Genomic DNA, 19,417 nt, shown 5'->3' on the forward strand with positions numbered 1-19,417 from the left:
GCGCCGGGCCCGGCGGGGCGGCGGTCAGCGAGGCGCTATCTCGTGCACAGCGCCATGGCATGCGGGTCCGCCGCTGCGCAAAAAAACCCGCCGTCCCGGAGGGCGGCGGGTTGCCGTGCGGTGCGGCCGGTGCTTACTGCTTGACGGCCTCGATCTGGGCGATCAGGCGCACGTTCTTGGCAAATCCCCAGTCGATGCCGTAATTCATGCCCCACTGCGTGCGGTCGATGGTGGCCTCGAAGTCGCCGCCGCAGACCTCGCGCTTGAGCATGGGGCTTTGGTAGCAGTTGAACTGGTTGGCCTTGAAGGTCACGGGCGCGGTCTTGCCCAGCAGCGTGAGCTGGCCCGTCACTTCCGTCACCTTGTCGCCGTTGAACACGAACTTGTCGGACACGAAGCTGATCTTCGGGTGCTGGGCGGCGTTGAACAGGTCGGCGCTCTGCAGGTGCTTGTCGAAGGACGGCGTGCCGGTGTTGATCGACGTGGCATCGAAACTGATCTCCACCTTGCCGGCCTTGCCTGCGCGGTCGAACTGCACGCTGCCTTCCTTCTTGTCGAAGCGGCCGCGGTTCACGGCGGCGCCGAAGTGGTTGATCTCGAAGGTGACGAAGGTGTGCGTCGGGTCGATGGCGTAGGCGGCCGTCTCGGCGTGGGCGATGCTGCTGCCCAGGGTGGCGGCTGCGGCCAGGGCGAGGAGGGAAATGCGCATGGGAAGTCTCCTGAAGAAAAAGAACAAAGGGAACAGGGGGAAAAAGGTCGGGGGCCGGTCAGAGCTTGCCCACGCCCGTGAGCACGAGCGAGAACTTCACCTGCACCTCGTCGGCCACCATGGAGGTGTCGGCCCATTCGCCGTCGCCGATCTTGAAGGCCAGGCGCTTGAGCGGCAGGCTGCCCGTGGCGGTCGTGGTGCTGCCCGACTGGGCGAGCTGCACGGGGACGTTCACGTCCACCGCCGTGCCCTTGATGGTGAGCTTGCCCGCCACATCGAACTTGCCACCGCCCAGCGCCTTGATGCTGGAGGACTCGAAGGTGGCTTGCGGGAACTGGACCACGTTGAACCAGACCGGCTTGGGCAGCTCGGCGTCGGTCTCGCGCGCGCCCATGGTGGCGCTGCCGGTGTCCACCGTGAAGCGGATGCGGCTGCTGGCCAGCTTGGCGGGGTCGAAGGCGACCTGGGCGTCGAACTTCTTGAACTGGCCCTGCAGGGGCACGCCCATTTGCTTGGCCGTGAAGCTGACGCTGCTTTGCGCTGCGACGAGCTGCTGCTGGGCCAGGGCGGGCAGGCAGGCGCCGAACGCGGCGGCAGCCGCCAGGGTGGGGAGGAAGGTGCGCAATGGAAGCATGGCGGTGGTCAGGAGCAGGCAAGGAAAATCAACGGCCGGGCAGCATGCGGGCCAGCAGGCCGTCGCGGTCCACCCAGTGGTGCTTGAGCGCGGCGGCGACATGCGCCAGCACCAGCAGCGCCAGCGACATGGCCAGCACGCGGTGGCCGATCTGGAGGGCGTCGGCCAGCGTCTTGCTCACGGGCACGAAGTCGGGCAGGGCGATGCGGCCGAACCACACGACGGGAAAGCCCGCGGCCGAGCTGTAGGCCCAGCCCGCCAGCGGCACGGCAAAGAACAGCAGGTACATGAGCACATGCGTGCCCTGGTGGGCCTGGCGCTGCCAGCCCGGCATGGCCTGCAGCACGCTGGCCGGCAGCGGGGGCGCAGGGCGCGCCAGGCGCCACAGCAGGCGCACGAGCGAGAGCGCCAGCACGGTGATGCCCGCCCATTTGTGCCAGTTGTAGAGCTTGAGGCGCTGGGGCGATACCGGCAGGTCCACCATGTAGACGCCGACGCCAAACATGGCGATCAGCATCAGCGCCAGCAGCCAGTGCAGGGCGATGGCAAGACCATCGTAGCGAGCGGAAGGTGTCGGGGCCATGGTGCAGTCCGGTGGAGGAGAAAACCCGCATTGCGGTGCGGGAACCAGGCCAGTGTAGAGGTCTGACCCTTCACGAAGTTTCAAGCGAATTGACGTTGATCGTCAAAAAAGTTGAATTCATGGGCTCCGCCCGCCGCAGCCCGGCGCGGCCGGAGGCGCTGACGCGGCCGGATGCGGGGGGCTCAGCGCGCCAGCGCCGCCTGCTTCCAGGCGTGGGCGGCGGCGGCCGCGTCGTTGCGCTGCTCGGCCAGCTCGGCCAGCGTGCGCCAGGCCCGGCGCTGCAGACCGGCGTCGTGCAGTTGCGGCGCCGCCTGGGTCAGCAACTGCTGGGCCTTGCCCCAGAGCTGGCGCTGCACGCAGGCCATGCCGGCCAGGTACTGCAGGTGCGCGTCGCGCGGGTTGGCCTGCTGGGCGGCTTCGATGCGTGCGAGCCAGGCGGCGTCCAGGCCGGCCAGCGCCGACTCCAGCGCCGCGATCAGGCGCTGCCCCTGCGGCTGCGCGAGCGCGCCGGGCAGCTCCACCGCCTGCTGCCATACCGGCAGCAGCCATTGGCGCACCTGCGCGCCGTCGCCGCCCAGCAGCGCCAGGCGCTGCGCCGCGTGGACGGCGATGTCGGGCATGGCGCGGTCCTGCGCGTCCAGCGCGAGCCAGGCGGCCTGCAGTTGGGCCGGGTCGTGCGCCTGGTTGAGCAGCTCGATCGCCAGGCCGCGCACCAGGCTGCGCGCGGCGTCGCTGGAGAAGGCGCGGTGCTTGCCGAGCAGGCGCGCCGTGTCCAGTGCCTCGCGCGTGCGCCCGGCCAGGCGGCTGGCCTTGAGGCGGATGCGCAGCGCCAGGGTGCGCCGTGCCGCGCCCTGGGGCAACTCGGCCAGGCGCTCGAGCGCGCCCTCGGCGTCGCGGTCGTCCAGGCTCCAGCGCGCGGCGCGCAGTTGCGCACCCTCCAGCAGCTCCTGGGTTCCGTGGCGGCGCGCGCGCGCCTGGCCCAGCGCCTGCTCCAGGTAGGCGTCGCGCAGCTTGCCGTCCTGCAGGGCGTGTGAGGTCTCGGCCGCCACCATGTGCGCCAGGGCGCGCAACTGGGGCCCGTAGGGCGGCGCCTTGCCTTCGGCGTGCAGGCCCTGTTCTTGCTCCAGCGCGGCAAGCGCGGCCTTGCGTGCGCGCAGAAAGCGCCCGCCCAGCATTTGCACGAAGGCGTCGAGCAGGGCGGCGTGCATGGCGCGCTCACGCTGCTGCAGGCGCCAGCGGCGCGCCTGGCGCGGCAGTTCGAGCAGCGCGCCCAGGGCGCGCAGGGCCGCGTGCAGGGTGACGAAGCCCAGGGCCAGCAGCACGAGCACCAGGTTGAGCGAGAGGTCCACGCGCCAGGGCGGCCAGAACAGCGTCACCGTGCCCTGGTTGTTGCCGGCGAACAGGGCCACGGCCACGGCCGTCGCGAACAGTGCCAGGAGCCAGAGGGTTGCGCGCATCGGGGTCGCTTTCCGGGAGGGCGCTCAGCGCCCGGCGGCGGCCGTGGCCAGCGCCGCGAGGGTCTCGTCGGGCCGCGGCAGCTCGGCCACCTTCATGGAGGCCTGCACCTGCTGCAGCGCCGTCGCGGCGGCCTGGGTGCGGCGCGCGGCGGGGTCGAAATAGCGGTTGAGCGCGTTGGTGGCGGCCTGCAGGTCGGCGCGTGCCGAGTCGAACTGCCGCGCCAGGATGCCCATGCGCGCATTGAGCAGCTTGAGCTTGAGGTTTTCGCGCAGGAAGAAGGCCTGCTCCGGCGCCAGCAGCACGGCTTCGGGCCGTTCGATGCGGCTCACGCGCACCAGGCCGCGGGCCTCGTCGAGCACCACGTCCAGGGCGCGCTGCAGCCAGGCCAGCCAGACGCTGTCCTGCGCGGCGCTGGTGCTGGCGGCCGGGGCCTGGCCCGACAGGCGCCGCACGGCGCTGGCCTGGGCCACGGCGTTGAGCAGGGGCAGCTCGTCGGTCTGGCGCACGAGGTCGTCGAGCCGGGCGAGCAGGCCCGCGGTGTCGGTGACGCTGGCGCCGCCCACGCGCTCGAGGTCGTGCGCGATGGCGCGCTGCACTGGCGCCAGGCGCGGCTGGGCGGCGCGCTCGATGCGCTGCTGCGCGCTCTTGAGCGCGGCCACCAGCGGCTCCAGGCTGCCGGTGAGCTGGGCCTGCTGCTGGGCCAGGCGCAGGCCCGATTCGATGTCCACCACGAGGTTTTCGTCGCGCGAGCGCGAGAGGCTTTGCATCAGCTCCTCGAGCTGCGCGCGCTGCAGGGCGACTTCGTTGACACGCGCCTCCTGCACGGCCAGCCGGGCCGCGGCCTCGGTGACCTGCTCCTGCGCCTGCCGCGCGAGGGTGCGTGCCTCTATGGCCTGGGTGCCGGCGTCCTGGCTCTGGCGCGCGAGCTGCTCCTGGATATGGCCCAGCTTTTGCCACAGCAGCACGCTGCTGGCCAGGCCCGCGGCGGCGGCGGTGGCGGTCACGGCCAGCAGCAGGCGCCCGGCGCCTGCGGCGGGCGCAGCCGCGGGTGGCGCCGCGGTGGCAGCGGCGGCGTCTGCGGGCGCGGACTCGGGGACGGAACTCATGGCAGGGATTCTATCGACGCCAGCACATCGCGCAGGGCCGGGCGGCATTCGTGCACGCTGCCAAACCCCGCGGCCCGGGCCGCCTGGGCGATGCGCGGGTGCGTGGCCAGCGCGCGCGCGCCGTGCCAGTCCTGGCCGGGCAGGGCGGCGCGCAGGTGGTCCACGGCCTGGGAGCTGCTCAGCAGCCAGAGCGCGCCGTTGTCCGCGGCCTCCTGGGCCTGGCGGCGCTGCGCCGCGTCCCACTGGGGCGCGGAGCGCGTGTAGGCGACGGTGAAGTCCACCTCCCCGCCGGTGGCCCGGATCTGCCGGGCCAGCCAGTCGCGCCCCGTGCCTTCTTCTGCGGCGCCCGCCTCGGTGCCGCGCACGATGAGCACGCGCGTGCCCGGCCCCACCTGCCCGGCCACCTGGGGCCACAGGGCTTCGGAGTCGAATTGCGTGGCGTCGGCGGCCGGGGTGTCGATGCGCGCGCCGTCCACCCCCAGGGCGCGCAGGGCCCGGGCGGTGCCGGGGCCGGGCGACCATACTCTTGATTTGATAGCGTCTTGCGCTTTCCGGGAAAGGGCTAGAGCCGTTTTTTCATCAAAAAAATGCTGGGCGGCATTGCTGCTCACGACCATGACGGCGCCGTAGGCGCCTTGCTGCACGCGCGCGCGCGCCTGCGCCAGCGCAGCAGGGTCGGCGGGCGGGCCGATGGCGATCAGCGGCAGCGCGCAGGCGTCGATGCCGTGCGCGCGCAATTGCTCCGCCCACTGCAGCGCCTCGCGCTCGGGCCGGGTGACGATGACGCGGGCCATGCGGCGCGGGGCTCAGCCGGTGGCGCCGCCGGCGCGCAGCTGCTGCGCGGCCTGCCGGCCCAGGGCGTCGGCCTGCTCCAGCGTGCTGCAGGGGCCCTGGGCGCTGGTGCGCACCAGGCCGACGCGGCCCTCGGGGTCGCCCCAGGCGGCGGCGATGTGCAACTGGCCGCCTTCGAGGCGCGCGTGCGCGGCCAGCGGCATGGAGCAACTGCCGCCCATGCTGCGGCTGACGGCGCGCTCGGCGGTCACGGTGATCCAGGTGGGCAGGTGGGCCAGCGGTGCCAGGGCGTCCACCAGGTCCTGGCGGTCGGCGCGCACCTCGATGCCCAGGGCGCCCTGGCCGGCGGCGGGCAGCATCTCGGTGGTGGAGAACTCGGCGCGGATGCGCGCGCCCAGGCCCAAGCGCTTCAAGCCCGCGGCCGCCAGCACAATGGCGTCGTACTGGCCTTCGTCGAGCTTGCGCAGGCGCGTGTCGAGGTTGCCGCGCAGCGGCTCGATCTTCAGGTCGGGGCGCAGCGCGTGCAGCAGCACCTGGCGGCGCAGGCTGGACGTGCCGACCACGGCGCCCTGGGGCAGGGCGTCCAGGCTGGCGTAGCGTGGCGAGACGAAGGCGTCGCGCGGGTCTTCGCGCTCCATCACGCAGGCCAGGGTGAAGCCCTCCGGCAGCTCCATGGGCACGTCCTTGAGCGAGTGCACGGCGATGTGCGCGCGCCCGTCGTGCAGGGCGGTTTCCAGCTCCTTGACGAACAGGCCCTTGCCGCCGACCTTGCTCAGGGAGCGGTCCAGGATCTGGTCGCCAAGCGTGGTCATGCCCAGCAGCGCCACGCTGTGCCCGCGCGCGCGCAGCAGGGCCTGCACATGTTCGGCCTGCCACAGGGCCAGGCGGCTCTCGCGGGTGGCAATCACGATGGGAAGCGGGGAGGGGCTGGGAGTCGTCATGCGGGTGCGCCAGGAGAAAAGCAGCCCGGGATGCTAGCATGCTGCGCCGCAACAGATGCGCCCGGCGTCTGCTCTGCGCCATCCCAGGAGACCATCGCAGTGACCGCGAAGAAGAACGACAAGGATTTGCCGCTGATCCAGGACATCCGCCTGCTCGGGCGCATTCTGGGCGACGTGATCCGTGAGCAGGAGGGAGACGCCGCGTTTGCGCTCATCGAGCAGATCCGCCAGTTGTCCGTGGCGTTCCGGCGCGACGCGGACCACGAGGCCGACAAGGCGCTCAAGAAATTGCTCAAGGGCCTGAGCGCGGACCAGACCGTGAGCGTGATCCGCGCCTTCACCTACTTCAGCCACCTGGCCAACCTGGCCGAGGACAGGCACCACATCCGCCGCCGCACCATCCGCGAGCGCGCCGGCGACACGCAGGAGGGCAGCATCGACGTGGCGCTTGCACGCCTGCGCTGGGCGGGTATCGCGCCCGATGCCATCGTGCAGACGCTGGCGCACAGCTACCTCTCGCCCGTGCTCACCGCCCACCCCACCGAGGTGCAGCGCAAGAGCATCCTGGACGCCGAGCGCGACATCGCCCAACTGCTGGCCGCGCGCGACGACATCGCCGAGCGCGCCCAGCTCTACAAGGCCGGGCGCGACGCGCTCACCCCGCGCGCGCTGGCCGCCAACGAGGCGCAACTGCGCGCGCGCGTGGCGCAGTTGTGGCAGACGCGCCTGCTGCGCTACAGCAAGCTCACGGTGGCCGACGAGATCGAGAACGCGCTGTCCTACTACGAGGCCACGTTCCTGCGCGAGATCCCGCGCATCTACGCCGACCTGGAGAACGCCCTGGGCCAGACGCGCGTGCACAGCTTTCTGCGCATGGGCCAATGGATAGGCGGCGACCGCGACGGCAACCCCAACGTCACCGCCGAGACCCTGGTGCAGGCCCTGCGCCGCCAGAGCGAGGTGGCGCTGCGCCACTACCTGACCGAGGTGCACCTGCTGGGCAGCGAGCTGTCGCTGTCGGCACGCCTGGTCGGCGTCACGCCGGCCATGCAGGCCCTGGCGGACAGCTCGCCCGACACCAGCGAGCACCGCCGCGACGAGCCCTACCGCCGCGCGCTCACCGGCATCTATGCGCGCCTGGCGGCCACGCTCGCGCAGCTCAGCGGCGGCGTGGCGGCGCGCCACGCCGTGGCGCCGCAAAACCCCTATGCGGACGCTGCCGGCTTCCTGGCCGAGCTGCGCACCATCGAGGAGTCGCTGCAGGCGCACCACGGCGCGCCGCTGGCCAGCGAGCGCCTGCAGCCCCTGATCCGCGCCGTGGAGGTGTTCGGCTTTCACCTGGCCACGGTGGACCTGCGCCAGAGCTCGGACCAGCACGAGCGCGTCGTCGCCGAGCTGCTCGCCGCAGCGCGCATCGAGCCGGACTACGCCGCCCTGGACGAAGCCGCGCGCCGCACGGTGCTGCTGCGCCTGCTGCGCGATGCGCGGCCGCTGCGCGTGGTGGGGGCGCAGTATTCGGAGCACACGCGCGCCGAAATCGCCATCTTCGAGACCGCGCTGCGCATGCGCCAGGCCTACGGCGCAGCCGCCATCCGCCACTACATCATCAGCCACACCGAAACGGTGAGCGACCTGCTGGAAGTGCTGCTGCTGCAAAAGGAAGTGGGCCTGCTGCGCGGCACGCTGGACGAGCCCGCCGCCAGCCCGCCCGGCGCCGCGCCCGGGGCCGTGGCCGACCTCATCGTGGTGCCGCTGTTCGAGACCATCGAGGACCTGCGCAACGCCGCGGACATCATGCGCGCCTTCTACCAGGTGCCCGGCGTGGCGGCCATGGTGCAGCGCAGCGGGGCCGAGCAGGACATCATGCTGGGCTACAGCGACAGCAACAAGGACGGCGGCATCTTCACCAGCAACTGGGAGCTGTACCGCGCCGAGATCGCCCTGGTGGACTTGTTCGACGAGTTGCCCGGCATCCGCCTGCGCATGTTCCACGGCCGCGGCGGCACCGTGGGGCGCGGCGGCGGCCCGAGCTACCAGGCCATCCTGGCGCAGCCGCCGGGCACGGTGCGCGGGCAGATCCGCCTGACCGAGCAGGGCGAGGTCATCGCCTCCAAGTACGCCAACCCCGAGATCGGCCGGCGCAACCTCGAAACCCTGGTCGCCGCCACGCTGGAGGCCACGCTGCTGCAGCCGACCAAGCCGGCGACCAAGGCCTTTCACGAGGCGGCCGAGCAGCTCTCGCGCGCCAGCATGCAGGCCTACCGCGCGCTGGTGTACGAGACGCCGGGCTTTGCCGACTATTTCTTCAGCGCCACGCCCATCCGCGAGATCGCCGAGCTCAACATCGGCTCGCGCCCGGCCTCGCGCAAGCCCAGCCAGAAGATCGAGGACCTGCGCGCCATCCCCTGGGGCTTCAGCTGGGGCCAGTGCCGCCTCACGCTGCCGGGCTGGTACGGCTTCGGCACGGCGGTGCAGGCCTTTCTGCACGAGAGCGGCCGGCCGCCGGCAGCGCAACTGGCGCTGCTGCGCAAGATGGTGCGGCAATGGCCGTTCTTCAGCGCGCTGCTGTCCAACATGGACATGGTGCTCGCCAAGAGCGACCTGGCCCTGGCCTCGCGCTACAGCGAACTGGTGCAGGACGCGCGCCTGCGCAAGAAGGTCTTTACCGCCATCGAGCAGGAGTGGCAGCGCACGGCCGACGCGCTGGCGCGCATCACCGGCGAGAAGGAGCGCCTGGCGAGCAACACCGCGCTGGCGCGCTCCATCAAGCATCGTTTCCCGTACATCGACCCGCTGCACCACCTGCAGGTCGAACTGGTGCGCCGCTGGCGCGCCGGGCAGGGCGACGAGCGCGTGCAGACGGGTATCCACATCTCCATCAACGGGATTGCCGCGGGGCTTCGCAATACGGGGTGATTGGCGCGGAAATCCGGCGCTGTTGCGCCGATCGCCGCGGCTGGCGCGCCGTACCATGGGCGCATGCCATTCCTGACCCAAGACCGTCCCACCCGCCGTGCCGCGCCGTGGGCGCTGCTGCTGGCGGCGGCCGTGCTGGCCGCAGGCTGCGGCACGCTCGACGTGCCGCGCGCCGACAACTACCCGGCCACGGGGCAGCCGAAGGCTCGTGCCGTGCACCACTGGGATGTGCTGGCCGGCGACGTGGCCGCGCGCGTGGCCCAGAAGATCGCCGGCTGGCCTGAAGGCGAGCACCCCATCCATGTGCGCGTGGCGGAATCGTCCGCCTTCGAGCAGGGCTTTGGCAAGCTGCTGGCCGTGCAACTGCTCGAGCGCGGGGTCGCCCTGTCCCAGGAGCCGGCGGCCGTGGAACTGCTGGTGCAGACCCAGGTCGTGCAGCACCAGGCGGGTGTGCGCAACGGCCTGGCCATGCCCTGGACGCGCCTGGCGGCCGGCGTGGCCGTGGTGCGCGACTGGCATCGCTACGCGCAGTCGGCGGCCTCGGGGGTGGCCAGCGGCCTGGCCCTGGGCATGGCCGTGGACATGGCCGAGCAGCACACCCAGGGTGCGGCCGCGGGCGGCCCTACGCGCACCGAGGTGCTCGTCACCACCCTGTTGCAGGCCGGGGGACGCTACCTTGCGGGCTCGGCCGATGTGTACTACATCGAACCCGAGGACGCCGTGCTCTATCTGCCGCCGCCGCCCGCGGTGCCGCTGGCGCCCGTCAAGAGCTGGAAGGTCGTGACGCCATGACGCGCCGCCTGCTGCTGTGCATGCACCTGGCGCTGGCGCTCGGCCTGCCGGGCTGCGCGGGCTATTACTACGGTGAGCGGGGCGGGGCGGTGGTGCGCACCGACGTGCTCCAGGCCAATTACCAGGCGGTGGACCGGCTGCTGGAGACGGCGCCGCTCGATCCGCGGCGCAGCGTGCTGGTGGCGACGCTGGTCAACGTGGACCGGCTGCAGGAGTCCTCGCGCCTGGGCCGCATCTTCTCCGAGCAGATTGCCGGGCGCCTGGTGCAGCGCGGCGTGCCCGTGGCGGAGTTGCGCCTGCGCGAGCAACTGGTGCTGCACCCGGGCCAGGGCGAGCTGCTGCTCTCGCGCGAGCTGCGCGAGGTCAGCCAGGCGCACGATGCGCAGGCCGTGGTGGTGGGCACCTACGCGGTGTCCGGCGCCATGGTGTATGTGAGCCTCAAGCTCGTGCATCCGCAGGGCAACCAGGTGGTGGCCGCCAGCGACTACGCGCTGGCGCTGGACGAGAATCTGCGCGGGCTGCTGCAGGGGCGCTGATTGTGCTCCTGAAAATATAGCTGCTCGCGCTTGCTCCACAAGCGCTGCAAGCCTTTTTTACTCTCAGTGCAGCATCAGTGCGCCGGCGTTCTTGCTCTTGCCTGCGCGGGCCGGCGGGTTGCACAGGCCGCAGGTGTAGTGGCGGTTTTCGTACAGCTCGGTCACGAACATGCCGCCGCACTGCGCGCACTTGGTGCGCTGGAGCATGCCGGCGTCCACGAACTTCACCAGGCGCCAGGCGCGCGTGAACGAGAGCAGCGGCTCCACCTGGGCCGTGGCGATCTGCTCGGTGTAGAGGCGGTAGGCCTTGGTGAGCTGGTCCACCGGGTCCAGGGCGATGCCCTTGGCCAGGTACTCGTAGATGTTGAGGAACAGCGAGCTGTGGATGTTTTCCTGCCAGGTGAGGAACCAGTCGGTCGAGAACGGCAACTGCCCCTTGGAAGGCGACTTGCCCGCGATCTCCTTGTACAGGCGGATCAGGCGCTCGTAGGACAGCGTGGTTTCCGATTCGAGCACCTGCATGCGCGCACCCATCTGGATCAGCATGGCCGCGCGCTCGATCTGGCGCGACTCGTTGAGCACGCTCTTGACCGGTGCGCTGGTCTTGGCGGTCTTTTTGGCGGCGGGGCGGGTAGGGGTCTCGGTCGTCATGGCAGAACTCCGTGGAGAAGGGCGGGGCGTGTGCTCAGAGCACTTCGGAGGCGCGGCTGGCCATCAGGATGTTGGCGTGCAGCGTGTTCGTCGCCTCGTTGCCCACCTTGCTGGGCGCGTGGTTGGTGAGCAGGCCCCAGACGAGGTTGTCGTCCACGCGGAAGCTGCAAAGAAGCGTGTTTCTGGCCGCCAGTTTCATCAGTTGCGCGGCCGACAGCGATGCCAGAATATCGGCAGCCTCTTCGTTCAGGCCCAGGCGGAAAACGGCTTCGGCCTTGTCCTGGCGGATCAGGGTCTGGGCCAGCATCAGATAGGTGAGGTTGGCTTCGCGGATTTCGGCAAGCAGTTGTTCGTTCGTCATGGGGCACTTCCTTTTCCATCCCCGGATCGCCTGGTCTGCCTCATGCAGCGTTTCGCGATCCGTTGAAATGGATTGTGAATTTGGCCCAATCAAAAATTAAGTCAGCCGATGGCGGTGCGTGTTGTCCGGTACAGCCGCAGGCCTTGTAGGAATTTGCCTGACAAGCGCTGTCGGCGTCAGCCGCGCGCGACGGGGCGCGCCGGGTCGCTGCACCACTCGCTCCAGCTGCCGGCATAGAGCGCCGCGCGCCCCAGTCCCGCGTATTCCATGGCCAGCAGATTGGGGTTGGCCGTCACCCCGCTGCCGCAGTGGTGCACCACGCTGGCCGGGTCGCGCCCGTCCAGCAGCGCGAGGAATTCGGCACGCAGCACCGCAGGCGCCTTGAAGCGGCCATCCGGGCCGAAGTTGTCGGTGAACGGCCGGTTCAGGGCCCCCGGGATATGCCCGGCCACCGGGTCCAGGGGTTCGACCTCGCCCCGAAAGCGCGGTGCGGCGCGCGCGTCGACGATGGTCTGCTGCGCCGAACCCAGGTGCTGCAGCACCTGGGCGCTGTCCGCCAGCGTGCGCAGCGCCGGGCCGGGGGTGAAGTCGCCCGGTGGCCGCGGCGCGCTCGCCCCCTCTTCGAGTGCTCCGCCGGCCTGTGTCCAGGCCTGCAGGCCGCCGTCGAGCACGGCCACGGCCTCGTGGCCCAGCCATTGCAGCATCCACCACAGGCGGGCGCAGAAGGCGCTGCCATTGCGGTCATACACCACGGCCTGCATGCCATGGGCAAAGCCCTGGCTCGCCAGCCACGCGGCAAAGGCTGCGCGCGTGGGCAGAGGGTGGCGCCCGCCCGAGGCGCGTGCCGCGCCGGGCCGGGCCGAGAGCGCCTGGTCCAGGTGCGCGTACACCGCGCCCGGGATATGGCCCTGCAGGTACTGCGCCGCACCGGCGCCGGGATCGGCCAGGTCGAAGCTGCAGTCGAAGACCATGCAGGGGGTGCCGCGCTGGCGCAGGGCCAGCAGCTCGGGGGCGGAGATCAGGAGCGTGTGCGTCATGGCTGGAAGGGTGCGGTCGGACGCCGGCAGGGCGGCGCGGGGTTCACAGTGCGGCACGCGCATCGCGCGCGCGCAGCACAGTGGCGAGGATACCGCTGCCCACGATCAGGGCCATGCCGGCCCAGCCCAGCAGGTCCACGCGCTCGTCGAACAGCAGCACGCTGTAAAAGCCCGCGAACACGATGCCCGAATACTGCAGGCTCGCCACCACCAGGGTGCTGCGCGCCGAGCGCGCGCTGCCGTAGGCGTACGTCATGCACAACTGCCCCAGGGCGGCCAGAACGCCGATGGGCAGCAGCCACAGCGCGGGCCAGCCGGGCCAGGGCGAGTGGCCCACGGCCAGCGTGGCCGCGCCGCCTGCCAGGGCCGAGCCCAGGGCGAAATAGAACACGGTGCGCGACTCGGGTTCACCCAGGCGCGCCAGCCGGCCCACCTGCAGGTAGGCGAGCGCCGCCATCAGGCCCGAGAGCAGGCCCAGCGCGCTGCCCAGCGTCTGCTGCGGCGTCTGGGCGATGCTTGGGCGCAGCATCAGCACCACACCGGCAAACCCGGCCAGTACGGCGAGCAGCAGCGGGGCGCTGAGCGTGGCGTGCGCCGCACCGCGCCGCCGGTGCCAGGCCCACAGGCTGGCGCCGACGATGAAGGCGGCGATCCAGATGCTGCTCATGTAGTTGAGCGTGAGGGCCGTGGCCAGCGGCAGGTGGGCGATGGCGTAGAACCAGGCACCCAGCGAGACCACGCCGACCAGGCTGCGCCAGGCGTGCTGGGCCGGGTGGCGCGTGGCCAGCGTCACCCCTTGCGAGCGCGCGAGCAGCCAGAGCATGAGCATGCCGACGAGGCCGCGCCAGAACACCAGCTCCGCCGGGTTGAACCACGCTGAGCCGAGCTTGACGCACACCCCCATGCTCGCAAACAGGAACGCGGCGAGCACCATCCAAAGGGCATGCATGGGAGAGCTGGGTATTAGAGTGAAAACGGCACGCAGCGCCCGTGCGGCGGGCGCCACGTGCTATTGCAATGGTAGCAAGAACCGGTCGGGTCTGCCGCTGTGCGCCGCTCAGCGCGCCGGCACGGCGTCGCCCATGCGGCGGCGGTACCACTCGTGGAAGTGCTGCATGCCGTCTTCCATGGGGCTTTGGTAGGGGCCCACTTCGTTGTCGCCGCGCTCGTGCAGCGCCTTGCGGCCCGCATCCATGCGCTCGCCGATCTCATCGTCCTCGATGCAGGTTTCCATGTAGGCCGCCTGCTGGGCCTCGACGAACTCGCGCTCGAAGGCCTGGATTTCCTCGGGGTAGTAGAACTCCACGAGGTTGAGCGTCTTCGACGGGCTCAGGGGGTGCAGCGTGGAGACGGTGAGCACATGCGGATACCACTCCACCATGATGTGCGGGTAGTAGGTCAGCCAGATCGCGCCGCGCTCGGGCAGCTTGCCATCGCGGTAGCGCAGCAGCACCTCGTGCCACTGGCGGTAGACCTCCGAGCCCGGCTTGCCGAAGGTGGGCGCCACGCCCACGGTCTGCACCGAGAACTCCTCGCGGAACTCCCAGCGCAGATCGTCGCAGGTGACGAAGTTGCCCAGGCCCGGGTGGAAGGGCCCGACGTGGTAGTCCTCCAGGTAGACCTCGATGAAGGTCTTCCAGTTGTAGTTGCACTCGTGCAGCTCCACGCGGTCGAAGGCGTAGCCCTCGAAGGAGAGCTCGGCGCGCACGCCCATGCCGGCGAGGTCGGCCTCGATGTCGCGACCGTTGTCCTCGAACAGCATGCCGTTCCACTCACGCAGCGGGTAGTTGCGCAGATTCAGGCAGGGGTCCTGCGGGAAATGCGGCGCGCCCAGCAGCTCGCCGCTGGGGCTGTAGGTCCAGCGGTGCACGGGGCAGACGATGTTGCCGCCCGCGCTGCCTTTCTGGCTGTCGTGCAGCGAGCCGCGCCCCTGCAGCATGACGGCCTGGCGGTGGCGGCAGACGTTGGAGACCAGCTCCACCTGGCCCTGGGCATTGCGCACCAGCGCGCGTCCGCCCAGTTCCTGGGGTAGCACCTGGTAGTCGCCGGGCCCGGGCACGCTCAGGCCGTGGCCCACGTAGCGCGGGCCGCGTTGGAACAGCACTTCCATCTCGCGCTGGAACAGCGCCTGGTCGAAATAACTGGAGACGGGAAGTTGGCTTGCGGCCTGCTGCAGTCGAAGACTTAAATCAGACATGGCATACCTGACCTAAAGACCCCCCACAGGGAGAAACGGGACCAGGGTGGTGAATGCGTCCCGGGGAAGAAAAATAAACCGGCATGGCAGCCGGTTTGCAGTGAATGGGATTATAGGACGTGGGGTTATTTGCGTCCCCCCATTCCCGCAGCCGCACTGCGTGTATTCGCCGGGCCCGCGGGCCGCCCGGCCGGGGCGGTGTATCGGCCTAAAATCGAGCGTTTCAGCTATTGCAGGCACCACTCCATCCATGCCCAAACCCAAAACCGCCGAGCCGGCCAGCTACGAGGCTGCGCTGGAAGAACTGGAGCAATTGGTCGGCCGCATCGAAACGGGGCAGATGCCCCTGGACCAGTTGCTCGCAGGCTACCAGCGCGGTGCCGTCTTGCTGGCCTTTTGCCGCGAGCGGCTGCAGGCCGTGCAGGAGCAGGTCCGCGTGCTTGATGAAGGCGGGCTGCAGCCATGGACGCAGGAATGACGGCCGCCGCAGCCTGGAGCCTGCAGGCCTGGAGCGGGGCGCAGTTGCAGCGCGTCGAGCAGGCCCTGGACGCCTGGGTGGGCGTGGACGCCCCCGCGGATCTGGGCGAAGCCATGCGCTATGCCGTGCAGGGCGGCGGCAAGCGCCTGCGCCCGCTGCTGGTGCTGGCGGCGCGGCAGGCCGTGCGCGCCGCCGACGCCGCGCACGAGGCGGCCGCGCTTGACGAGGCGGCGCTGCGCGCGGCCTGCGCGGTGGAGCTGATCCACGCCTATTCGCTGGTGCACGACGACATGCCCTGCATGGACAACGACGTGCTGCGTCGCGGCAAGCCCACGGTGCACGTGCAGTTCGGCCAGGCCCAGGCGCTGCTCGCGGGCGATGCCCTGCAGGCCCTGGCGTTTGAACTGCTCACGCCCGAGGACGCGGCCGTGCCCGCCGCCGTGCAGGCGCGCCTGTGCCGCCTGCTGGCGCGTGCGGCCGGTGCCACGGGCATGGCGGGCGGCCAGGCGATCGACCTGGCCAGCGTGGGCGTGGTGCTCGACGAAGCCCGGCTGCGCCACATGCACCGCCTCAAGACCGGCGCCCTGCTGCAGGCCAGCGTCATGATGGGCGCGGCCTGCGGCCACGCCGATGCGCGCGCGCAGCAGGCCCTGGCGGCCTATGGCGCAGCCCTGGGCCTGGCCTTCCAGGTGGTGGACGACATCCTCGACGTGACCCAGGATTCGGCCACCCTGGGCAAGACGGCCGGCAAGGATGCCGCGCAGGACAAGCCGACCTATGTGTCGCTGATGGGGCTGGCATCCGCCCAGGCCCATGCGCGCGATCTGCTGGGCGAGGCCCATGCCGCGCTCGCTGCCAGCGGCCTGGACGATACGCAGGCGCTGGCGGCGCTGGCCGATACGGTGGTGCACCGTTCCCATTGAGGGTTTACGCAAAAATCACGTTCTGCGCTTGACTGGCAAGCGCGGTAAGCTGCAAAAAATATAGCAATGTCCACCCCCCAATACCCCCTGCTCTCGCGCGTGAACGACCCGGCCGACCTGCGCAAGCTCGCGCGCCCGGAGCTCAAGGCGCTGGCGGCTGAGCTGCGCGCCTACGTGCTCGAGAGCGTCTCCCAGACGGGCGGGCACCTGAGCTCCAACCTGGGCACGGTGGAGCTGACCGTGGCGCTGCACCATGTCTTCAACACGCCCTACGACCGGCTGGTCTGGGACGTGGGCCACCAGACCTATCCGCACAAGATCCTCACCGGGCGGCGCGAGCGCATGCACACCCTGCGCCAGTTCGGCGGCATCTCGGGCTTTCCGCGGCGCGACGAGAGCCCCTACGACACCTTCGGCACGGCGCACTCGAGCACCAGCATCTCCGCGGCGCTGGGCATGGCCCTGGCGGCCAAGCGCAAGGGCGAGCAGCGCCACGCCGTGGCCGTGATCGGCGACGGCGCCATGACGGCGGGCATGGCCTTCGAGGCCTTGAACAACGCGGGCGTGGCCGACTGCAACCTGCTCGTCATCCTCAACGACAACGACATGAGCATCAGCCCGCCCGTGGGCGCGCTCAACCGCTACCTCGCCCAGCTCATGAGCGGCCAGTTCTATGCCGCCGCCAAGAACGTGGGCAAGAGCGTGCTCAAGAACGCGCCGCCGCTGCTGGAGCTGGCCAAGCGCCTGGAGCAGCAGGCCAAGGGCATGGTGCTGCCGGCCACGCTGTTCGAGAAGTTCGGCTTCAACTACATCGGCCCCATCGACGGGCACGACCTGGACTCGCTCATCCCCACGCTGGAGAACATCAAAAGCCTGCCGGGGCCGCAGTTCCTGCACGTGGTGACCAAGAAGGGCCAGGGCTACAAGCTCGCCGAGCAGGACCCCGTGGCCTACCACGGGCCCGGCAAGTTCGACCCCAGCGTGGGCCTGATGCAGCCGGCCACCCCGCCCAAGCAGACCTTTACCCAGGTATTCGGCCAGTGGCTGTGCGACATGGCCGCGCAGGACCAGCGCCTGGTGGGCATCACCCCGGCGATGCGCGAAGGCTCCGGCATGGTCGAATTCCACCGCCGCTTTCCCGACCGCTACTACGACGTGGGCATTGCCGAGCAGCACGCCGTCACCTTCGCCGCCGGCATGGCCTGCGAGGGTGTCAAGCCCGTGGTGGCGATCTACTCCACTTTCCTGCAGCGCGCCTACGACCAGATGATCCACGACGTGGCGCTGCAGAACCTGCCCGTGGTGTTCGCGCTCGATCGCTCAGGCCTGGTGGGGGCCGACGGCGCCACGCACGCCGGTGCCTACGACATCGCCTTCATCCGCTGCATCCCGAACATGGCCCTGGCGTGCCCGGCCGACGAGCGCGAGTGCCGCCAGCTCCTGAGCACTGCCTACGCGCAGGACCACCCCGTGGCCGTGCGCTACCCGCGCGGCAGCGGCGTGGGCACGGCCCCGCTGCCGGGGCTGGAGGGCCTGCCCTATGGCAAGGGCGAGCTGCGGCGCACGCGCCAGGGCGGCGGCGCCGGGCCGCGCATCGCCATCCTGGCGTTCGGCACCTTGCTGTACCCGGCCCTGCAGGCGGCCGAGTCCCTGGATGCCACAGTGGCCAATATGCGCTGGGCCAAGCCGCTGGACACTGCCCTGCTGCTGGACCTGGCCGCCAGCCACGATGCCCTGGTCACGGTGGAAGAGGGCTGCACCATGGGCGGCGCGGGCAGCGCCGTGTGCGAGGCACTGAACGCCGCGGGCGTGCTCAAGCCCGTGTTGCAACTGGGCTTGCCCGATAGCTTCATCGAGCACGGCGACCAGGCGCGCCTGCTGGCCCTGCAGGGGCTGGACGCCGAAGGCATGGAGCGCGCCATCCGCCAGCGGTTTGTTGGCGAGCCGTAAGCCTGGTGGCTTAGGGTTGCCTGTGCGGGAGTACCCCCAGGCACGACACGTGTACAGGGTTGACCCGCCCAGAGTTCGCACCGGTTGTTTCTACAATGCCTCGGGCTGCGAAGTCTCCGGCCTGGCTCTTGTACCCCAAGCCAGGCCGGGTTTTTTTCAATCAATCAGGAGACCTTCATGGATCGTCGTTCCGTCATTAAAAATGCAGGTATTGCAGGCGTGCTGGCCGCAGGCGTGGCGCCCGCAGTGCATGCCCAAGCGGCAGTGCGCTGGCGTTTGGCCACCAGTTTCCCCAAATCGCTAGAAACCCTGCATGGCTGCGCCGTCAAGTTCTCCGAGACCGTGAAGGCGCTTTCGGGCGGCAAGTTCGAGGTCTCGGTGCACGCTGCGGGCGAACTGGTGCCGGCATTCGGCATCGTTGACGCGTTGGCCGACGACTCGCTGGAAATGGGTGAAACCGCTGCCTACTACTACACCGGCAAGGATCCATCGTTCGCCTTCGGTTGCGCGATTCCCTTTGGTATGACGGCGCAGCAAAACCAGGCCTGGAAGCTGCACGGCAACGGTCACAAGCTGATGGATGAGCTGTACGGCAAGTACAACTTCTTCGGTATCAGTGCGCTCAACACCGGCACGCAAATGGGCGGCTGGTACCGCAAGGAGATGAAGACCCCAGCCGACTTCAAGGGCCTGAAAATGCGCCTGGGCGGCGGCGTGTTCGGCGAATCCATGGCCAAGCTGGGCGTGGTGGCGCAAAACATGCCCGGCGGCGATGTGTACCAGGCACTGGAAAAGGGCACGCTGGACGCAGCCGAGTTCGTGGGACCCTACGACGATGAGAAGATGGGTTGGAACAAGGTCGCCAAGTACTACTACTTCGGTGGCTGGTGGGAAGGTGGCGCGGACTTGGAGTTCTTCATCAACAAGAAGGCATTTGCCAAGCTCTCGCCGGAAAACCAGGCCATCGTGCACGCCGCTGCGGCTGTCGCCTACAACGACGGCACTTCCAAGTACCTGGCCCTGAATCCGATCTCGCTCAAGCGCCTGGCCGCGAGCGGTACGCAGCTCAAGCGCTTCCCCAAGGCCATCGTCGAGGCGGGCTTCAAGGCCGCGCAAGAGGTGTACGCCGAGCACAGCGCCAAGGATCCGCAGTTCAAGAAAATCCTCGACGACCTGCGCACCTTCCAACGTGACCAGATTCTCTGGAACCGCTACTCGGAACTGGCATTCACCCAGGATATGGCGTCGCTGAAGATTTGACGCCTTGGGGGGCGCACTGCGTGTGTGCCCCGAGAAAGACAAACCGCGGCTCTGAGGCCGCGGTTTTTTTTGTGCGCGCCCAGCATGGGCGCG

Annotated in this window: 19 protein-coding genes; 7 read left to right on the top strand and 12 right to left on the bottom strand. The window is 70.0% G+C overall.

The features are described from left to right. Positions 1 to 133: 133 nt before the first annotated feature. The 7 genes from CGR01S_RS05870 to hemC form a co-directional block, all read right to left on the bottom strand. On the bottom strand, positions 134 to 709 hold the full coding sequence (locus CGR01S_RS05870; RefSeq protein ID WP_042423723.1) for a YceI family protein: 576 nt from the start codon (positions 707 to 709) through the stop codon (positions 134 to 136). A gap of 58 nt (positions 710 to 767) precedes the next feature. Continuing rightward, complete coding sequence (locus CGR01S_RS05875) at positions 768 to 1,343, bottom strand: YceI family protein (RefSeq protein ID WP_042423725.1); 576 nt, start codon at positions 1,341 to 1,343, stop codon at positions 768 to 770. A gap of 28 nt (positions 1,344 to 1,371) precedes the next feature. Next, positions 1,372 to 1,926 carry a cytochrome b gene (locus tag CGR01S_RS05880; RefSeq protein ID WP_042423728.1) on the bottom strand — a complete coding sequence of 185 codons (555 nt, stop codon included), beginning with the start codon at positions 1,924 to 1,926 and terminating at the stop codon, positions 1,372 to 1,374. Positions 1,927 to 2,108: 182 nt separating this feature from the next. Beyond that, positions 2,109 to 3,383, bottom strand: coding sequence for a heme biosynthesis protein HemY (locus CGR01S_RS05885; RefSeq protein WP_042423731.1), 1,275 nt, complete (start codon positions 3,381 to 3,383; stop codon positions 2,109 to 2,111). A 24-nt stretch (positions 3,384 to 3,407) separates the two neighbouring features. After that, complete coding sequence (locus CGR01S_RS05890) at positions 3,408 to 4,490, bottom strand: uroporphyrinogen-III C-methyltransferase (protein ID WP_042423734.1); 1,083 nt, start codon at positions 4,488 to 4,490, stop codon at positions 3,408 to 3,410. Continuing rightward, entirely contained in the window at positions 4,487 to 5,284 is a 798-nt protein-coding gene (locus CGR01S_RS05895) for a uroporphyrinogen-III synthase (RefSeq protein ID WP_042423737.1), read from the bottom strand. Before CGR01S_RS05895 ends, CGR01S_RS05890 begins: the two co-directional genes overlap by 4 nt. 12 nt (positions 5,285 to 5,296) lie before the next feature. Further along, complete coding sequence (gene hemC, locus CGR01S_RS05900; protein WP_042423740.1) at positions 5,297 to 6,223, bottom strand: hydroxymethylbilane synthase; 927 nt, start codon at positions 6,221 to 6,223, stop codon at positions 5,297 to 5,299. On the opposite strand from hemC, the gene ppc reads away from it, so the two are divergent. From ppc to CGR01S_RS05915, 3 genes are all read left to right on the top strand, one after another. Further along, complete coding sequence (ppc, locus tag CGR01S_RS05905; protein WP_439644732.1) at positions 6,143 to 9,139, top strand: phosphoenolpyruvate carboxylase; 2,997 nt, start codon at positions 6,143 to 6,145, stop codon at positions 9,137 to 9,139. The two genes, hemC and ppc, sit on opposite strands and share 81 nt — an antisense overlap. Before the next feature lie 63 nt (positions 9,140 to 9,202). Then, complete coding sequence (locus CGR01S_RS17185; protein ID WP_042423746.1) at positions 9,203 to 9,931, top strand: hypothetical protein; 729 nt, start codon at positions 9,203 to 9,205, stop codon at positions 9,929 to 9,931. Further along, a complete protein-coding gene (locus tag CGR01S_RS05915) occupies positions 9,928 to 10,467 on the top strand; it encodes a FlgO family outer membrane protein (protein ID WP_042423749.1) in 540 nt (179 codons plus the stop codon). Before CGR01S_RS17185 ends, CGR01S_RS05915 begins: the two co-directional genes overlap by 4 nt. Before the next feature lie 63 nt (positions 10,468 to 10,530). On the opposite strand, the gene flhC is transcribed toward CGR01S_RS05915, so the two are convergent. The 5 genes from flhC to CGR01S_RS05940 all read right to left on the bottom strand — a co-directional run bounded on the left by flhC (position 10,531) and on the right by CGR01S_RS05940 (position 14,713). Next, on the bottom strand, positions 10,531 to 11,118 hold the full coding sequence (flhC, locus tag CGR01S_RS05920) for a flagellar transcriptional regulator FlhC (RefSeq protein ID WP_042423752.1): 588 nt from the start codon (positions 11,116 to 11,118) through the stop codon (positions 10,531 to 10,533). Between the two features lie 34 nt (positions 11,119 to 11,152). Continuing rightward, positions 11,153 to 11,479 (bottom strand): flagellar transcriptional regulator FlhD, encoded by a 327-nt coding sequence (gene flhD, locus CGR01S_RS05925; RefSeq protein ID WP_042423755.1) that lies wholly within the window; start codon positions 11,477 to 11,479, stop codon positions 11,153 to 11,155. Positions 11,480 to 11,655: 176 nt separating this feature from the next. Next, entirely contained in the window at positions 11,656 to 12,516 is an 861-nt protein-coding gene (locus CGR01S_RS05930) for a sulfurtransferase (RefSeq protein WP_042423757.1), read from the bottom strand. 43 nt (positions 12,517 to 12,559) lie between these two features. After that, a complete protein-coding gene (locus tag CGR01S_RS05935) occupies positions 12,560 to 13,465 on the bottom strand; it encodes a DMT family transporter (RefSeq protein WP_042423760.1) in 906 nt (301 codons plus the stop codon). 108 nt (positions 13,466 to 13,573) lie between these two features. Further along, positions 13,574 to 14,713 (bottom strand): aromatic ring-hydroxylating oxygenase subunit alpha, encoded by a 1,140-nt coding sequence (locus tag CGR01S_RS05940; protein WP_042423763.1) that lies wholly within the window; start codon positions 14,711 to 14,713, stop codon positions 13,574 to 13,576. Between the two features lie 250 nt (positions 14,714 to 14,963). On the opposite strand from CGR01S_RS05940, the gene xseB reads away from it, so the two are divergent. The 4 genes from xseB to CGR01S_RS05960 all read left to right on the top strand — a co-directional run bounded on the left by xseB (position 14,964) and on the right by CGR01S_RS05960 (position 19,324). Further along, positions 14,964 to 15,191: an exodeoxyribonuclease VII small subunit gene (xseB, locus tag CGR01S_RS05945; RefSeq protein ID WP_042423766.1), complete on the top strand. Its 228-nt coding sequence runs from the start codon at positions 14,964 to 14,966 to the stop codon at positions 15,189 to 15,191. Beyond that, the gene (locus CGR01S_RS05950; protein WP_245616761.1) at positions 15,176 to 16,114 is read left to right on the top strand and encodes a polyprenyl synthetase family protein; all 939 of its coding nucleotides are present in this window, start codon (positions 15,176 to 15,178) and stop codon (positions 16,112 to 16,114) included. The genes xseB and CGR01S_RS05950 overlap by 16 nt, the downstream gene beginning before the upstream one ends. 66 nt (positions 16,115 to 16,180) lie before the next feature. Beyond that, positions 16,181 to 18,064, top strand: a complete 1,884-nt coding sequence (dxs, locus tag CGR01S_RS05955; protein ID WP_042423772.1) for a 1-deoxy-D-xylulose-5-phosphate synthase — start codon at positions 16,181 to 16,183, stop codon at positions 18,062 to 18,064. A gap of 177 nt (positions 18,065 to 18,241) precedes the next feature. Then, positions 18,242 to 19,324, top strand: coding sequence for a TRAP transporter substrate-binding protein (locus CGR01S_RS05960; RefSeq protein ID WP_042423775.1), 1,083 nt, complete (start codon positions 18,242 to 18,244; stop codon positions 19,322 to 19,324). Positions 19,325 to 19,417 lie beyond the last annotated feature (93 nt).

Source organism: Comamonas granuli NBRC 101663 (assembly GCF_000739995.1).
GTDB lineage: Bacteria > Pseudomonadota > Gammaproteobacteria > Burkholderiales > Burkholderiaceae_C > Simplicispira > Simplicispira granuli.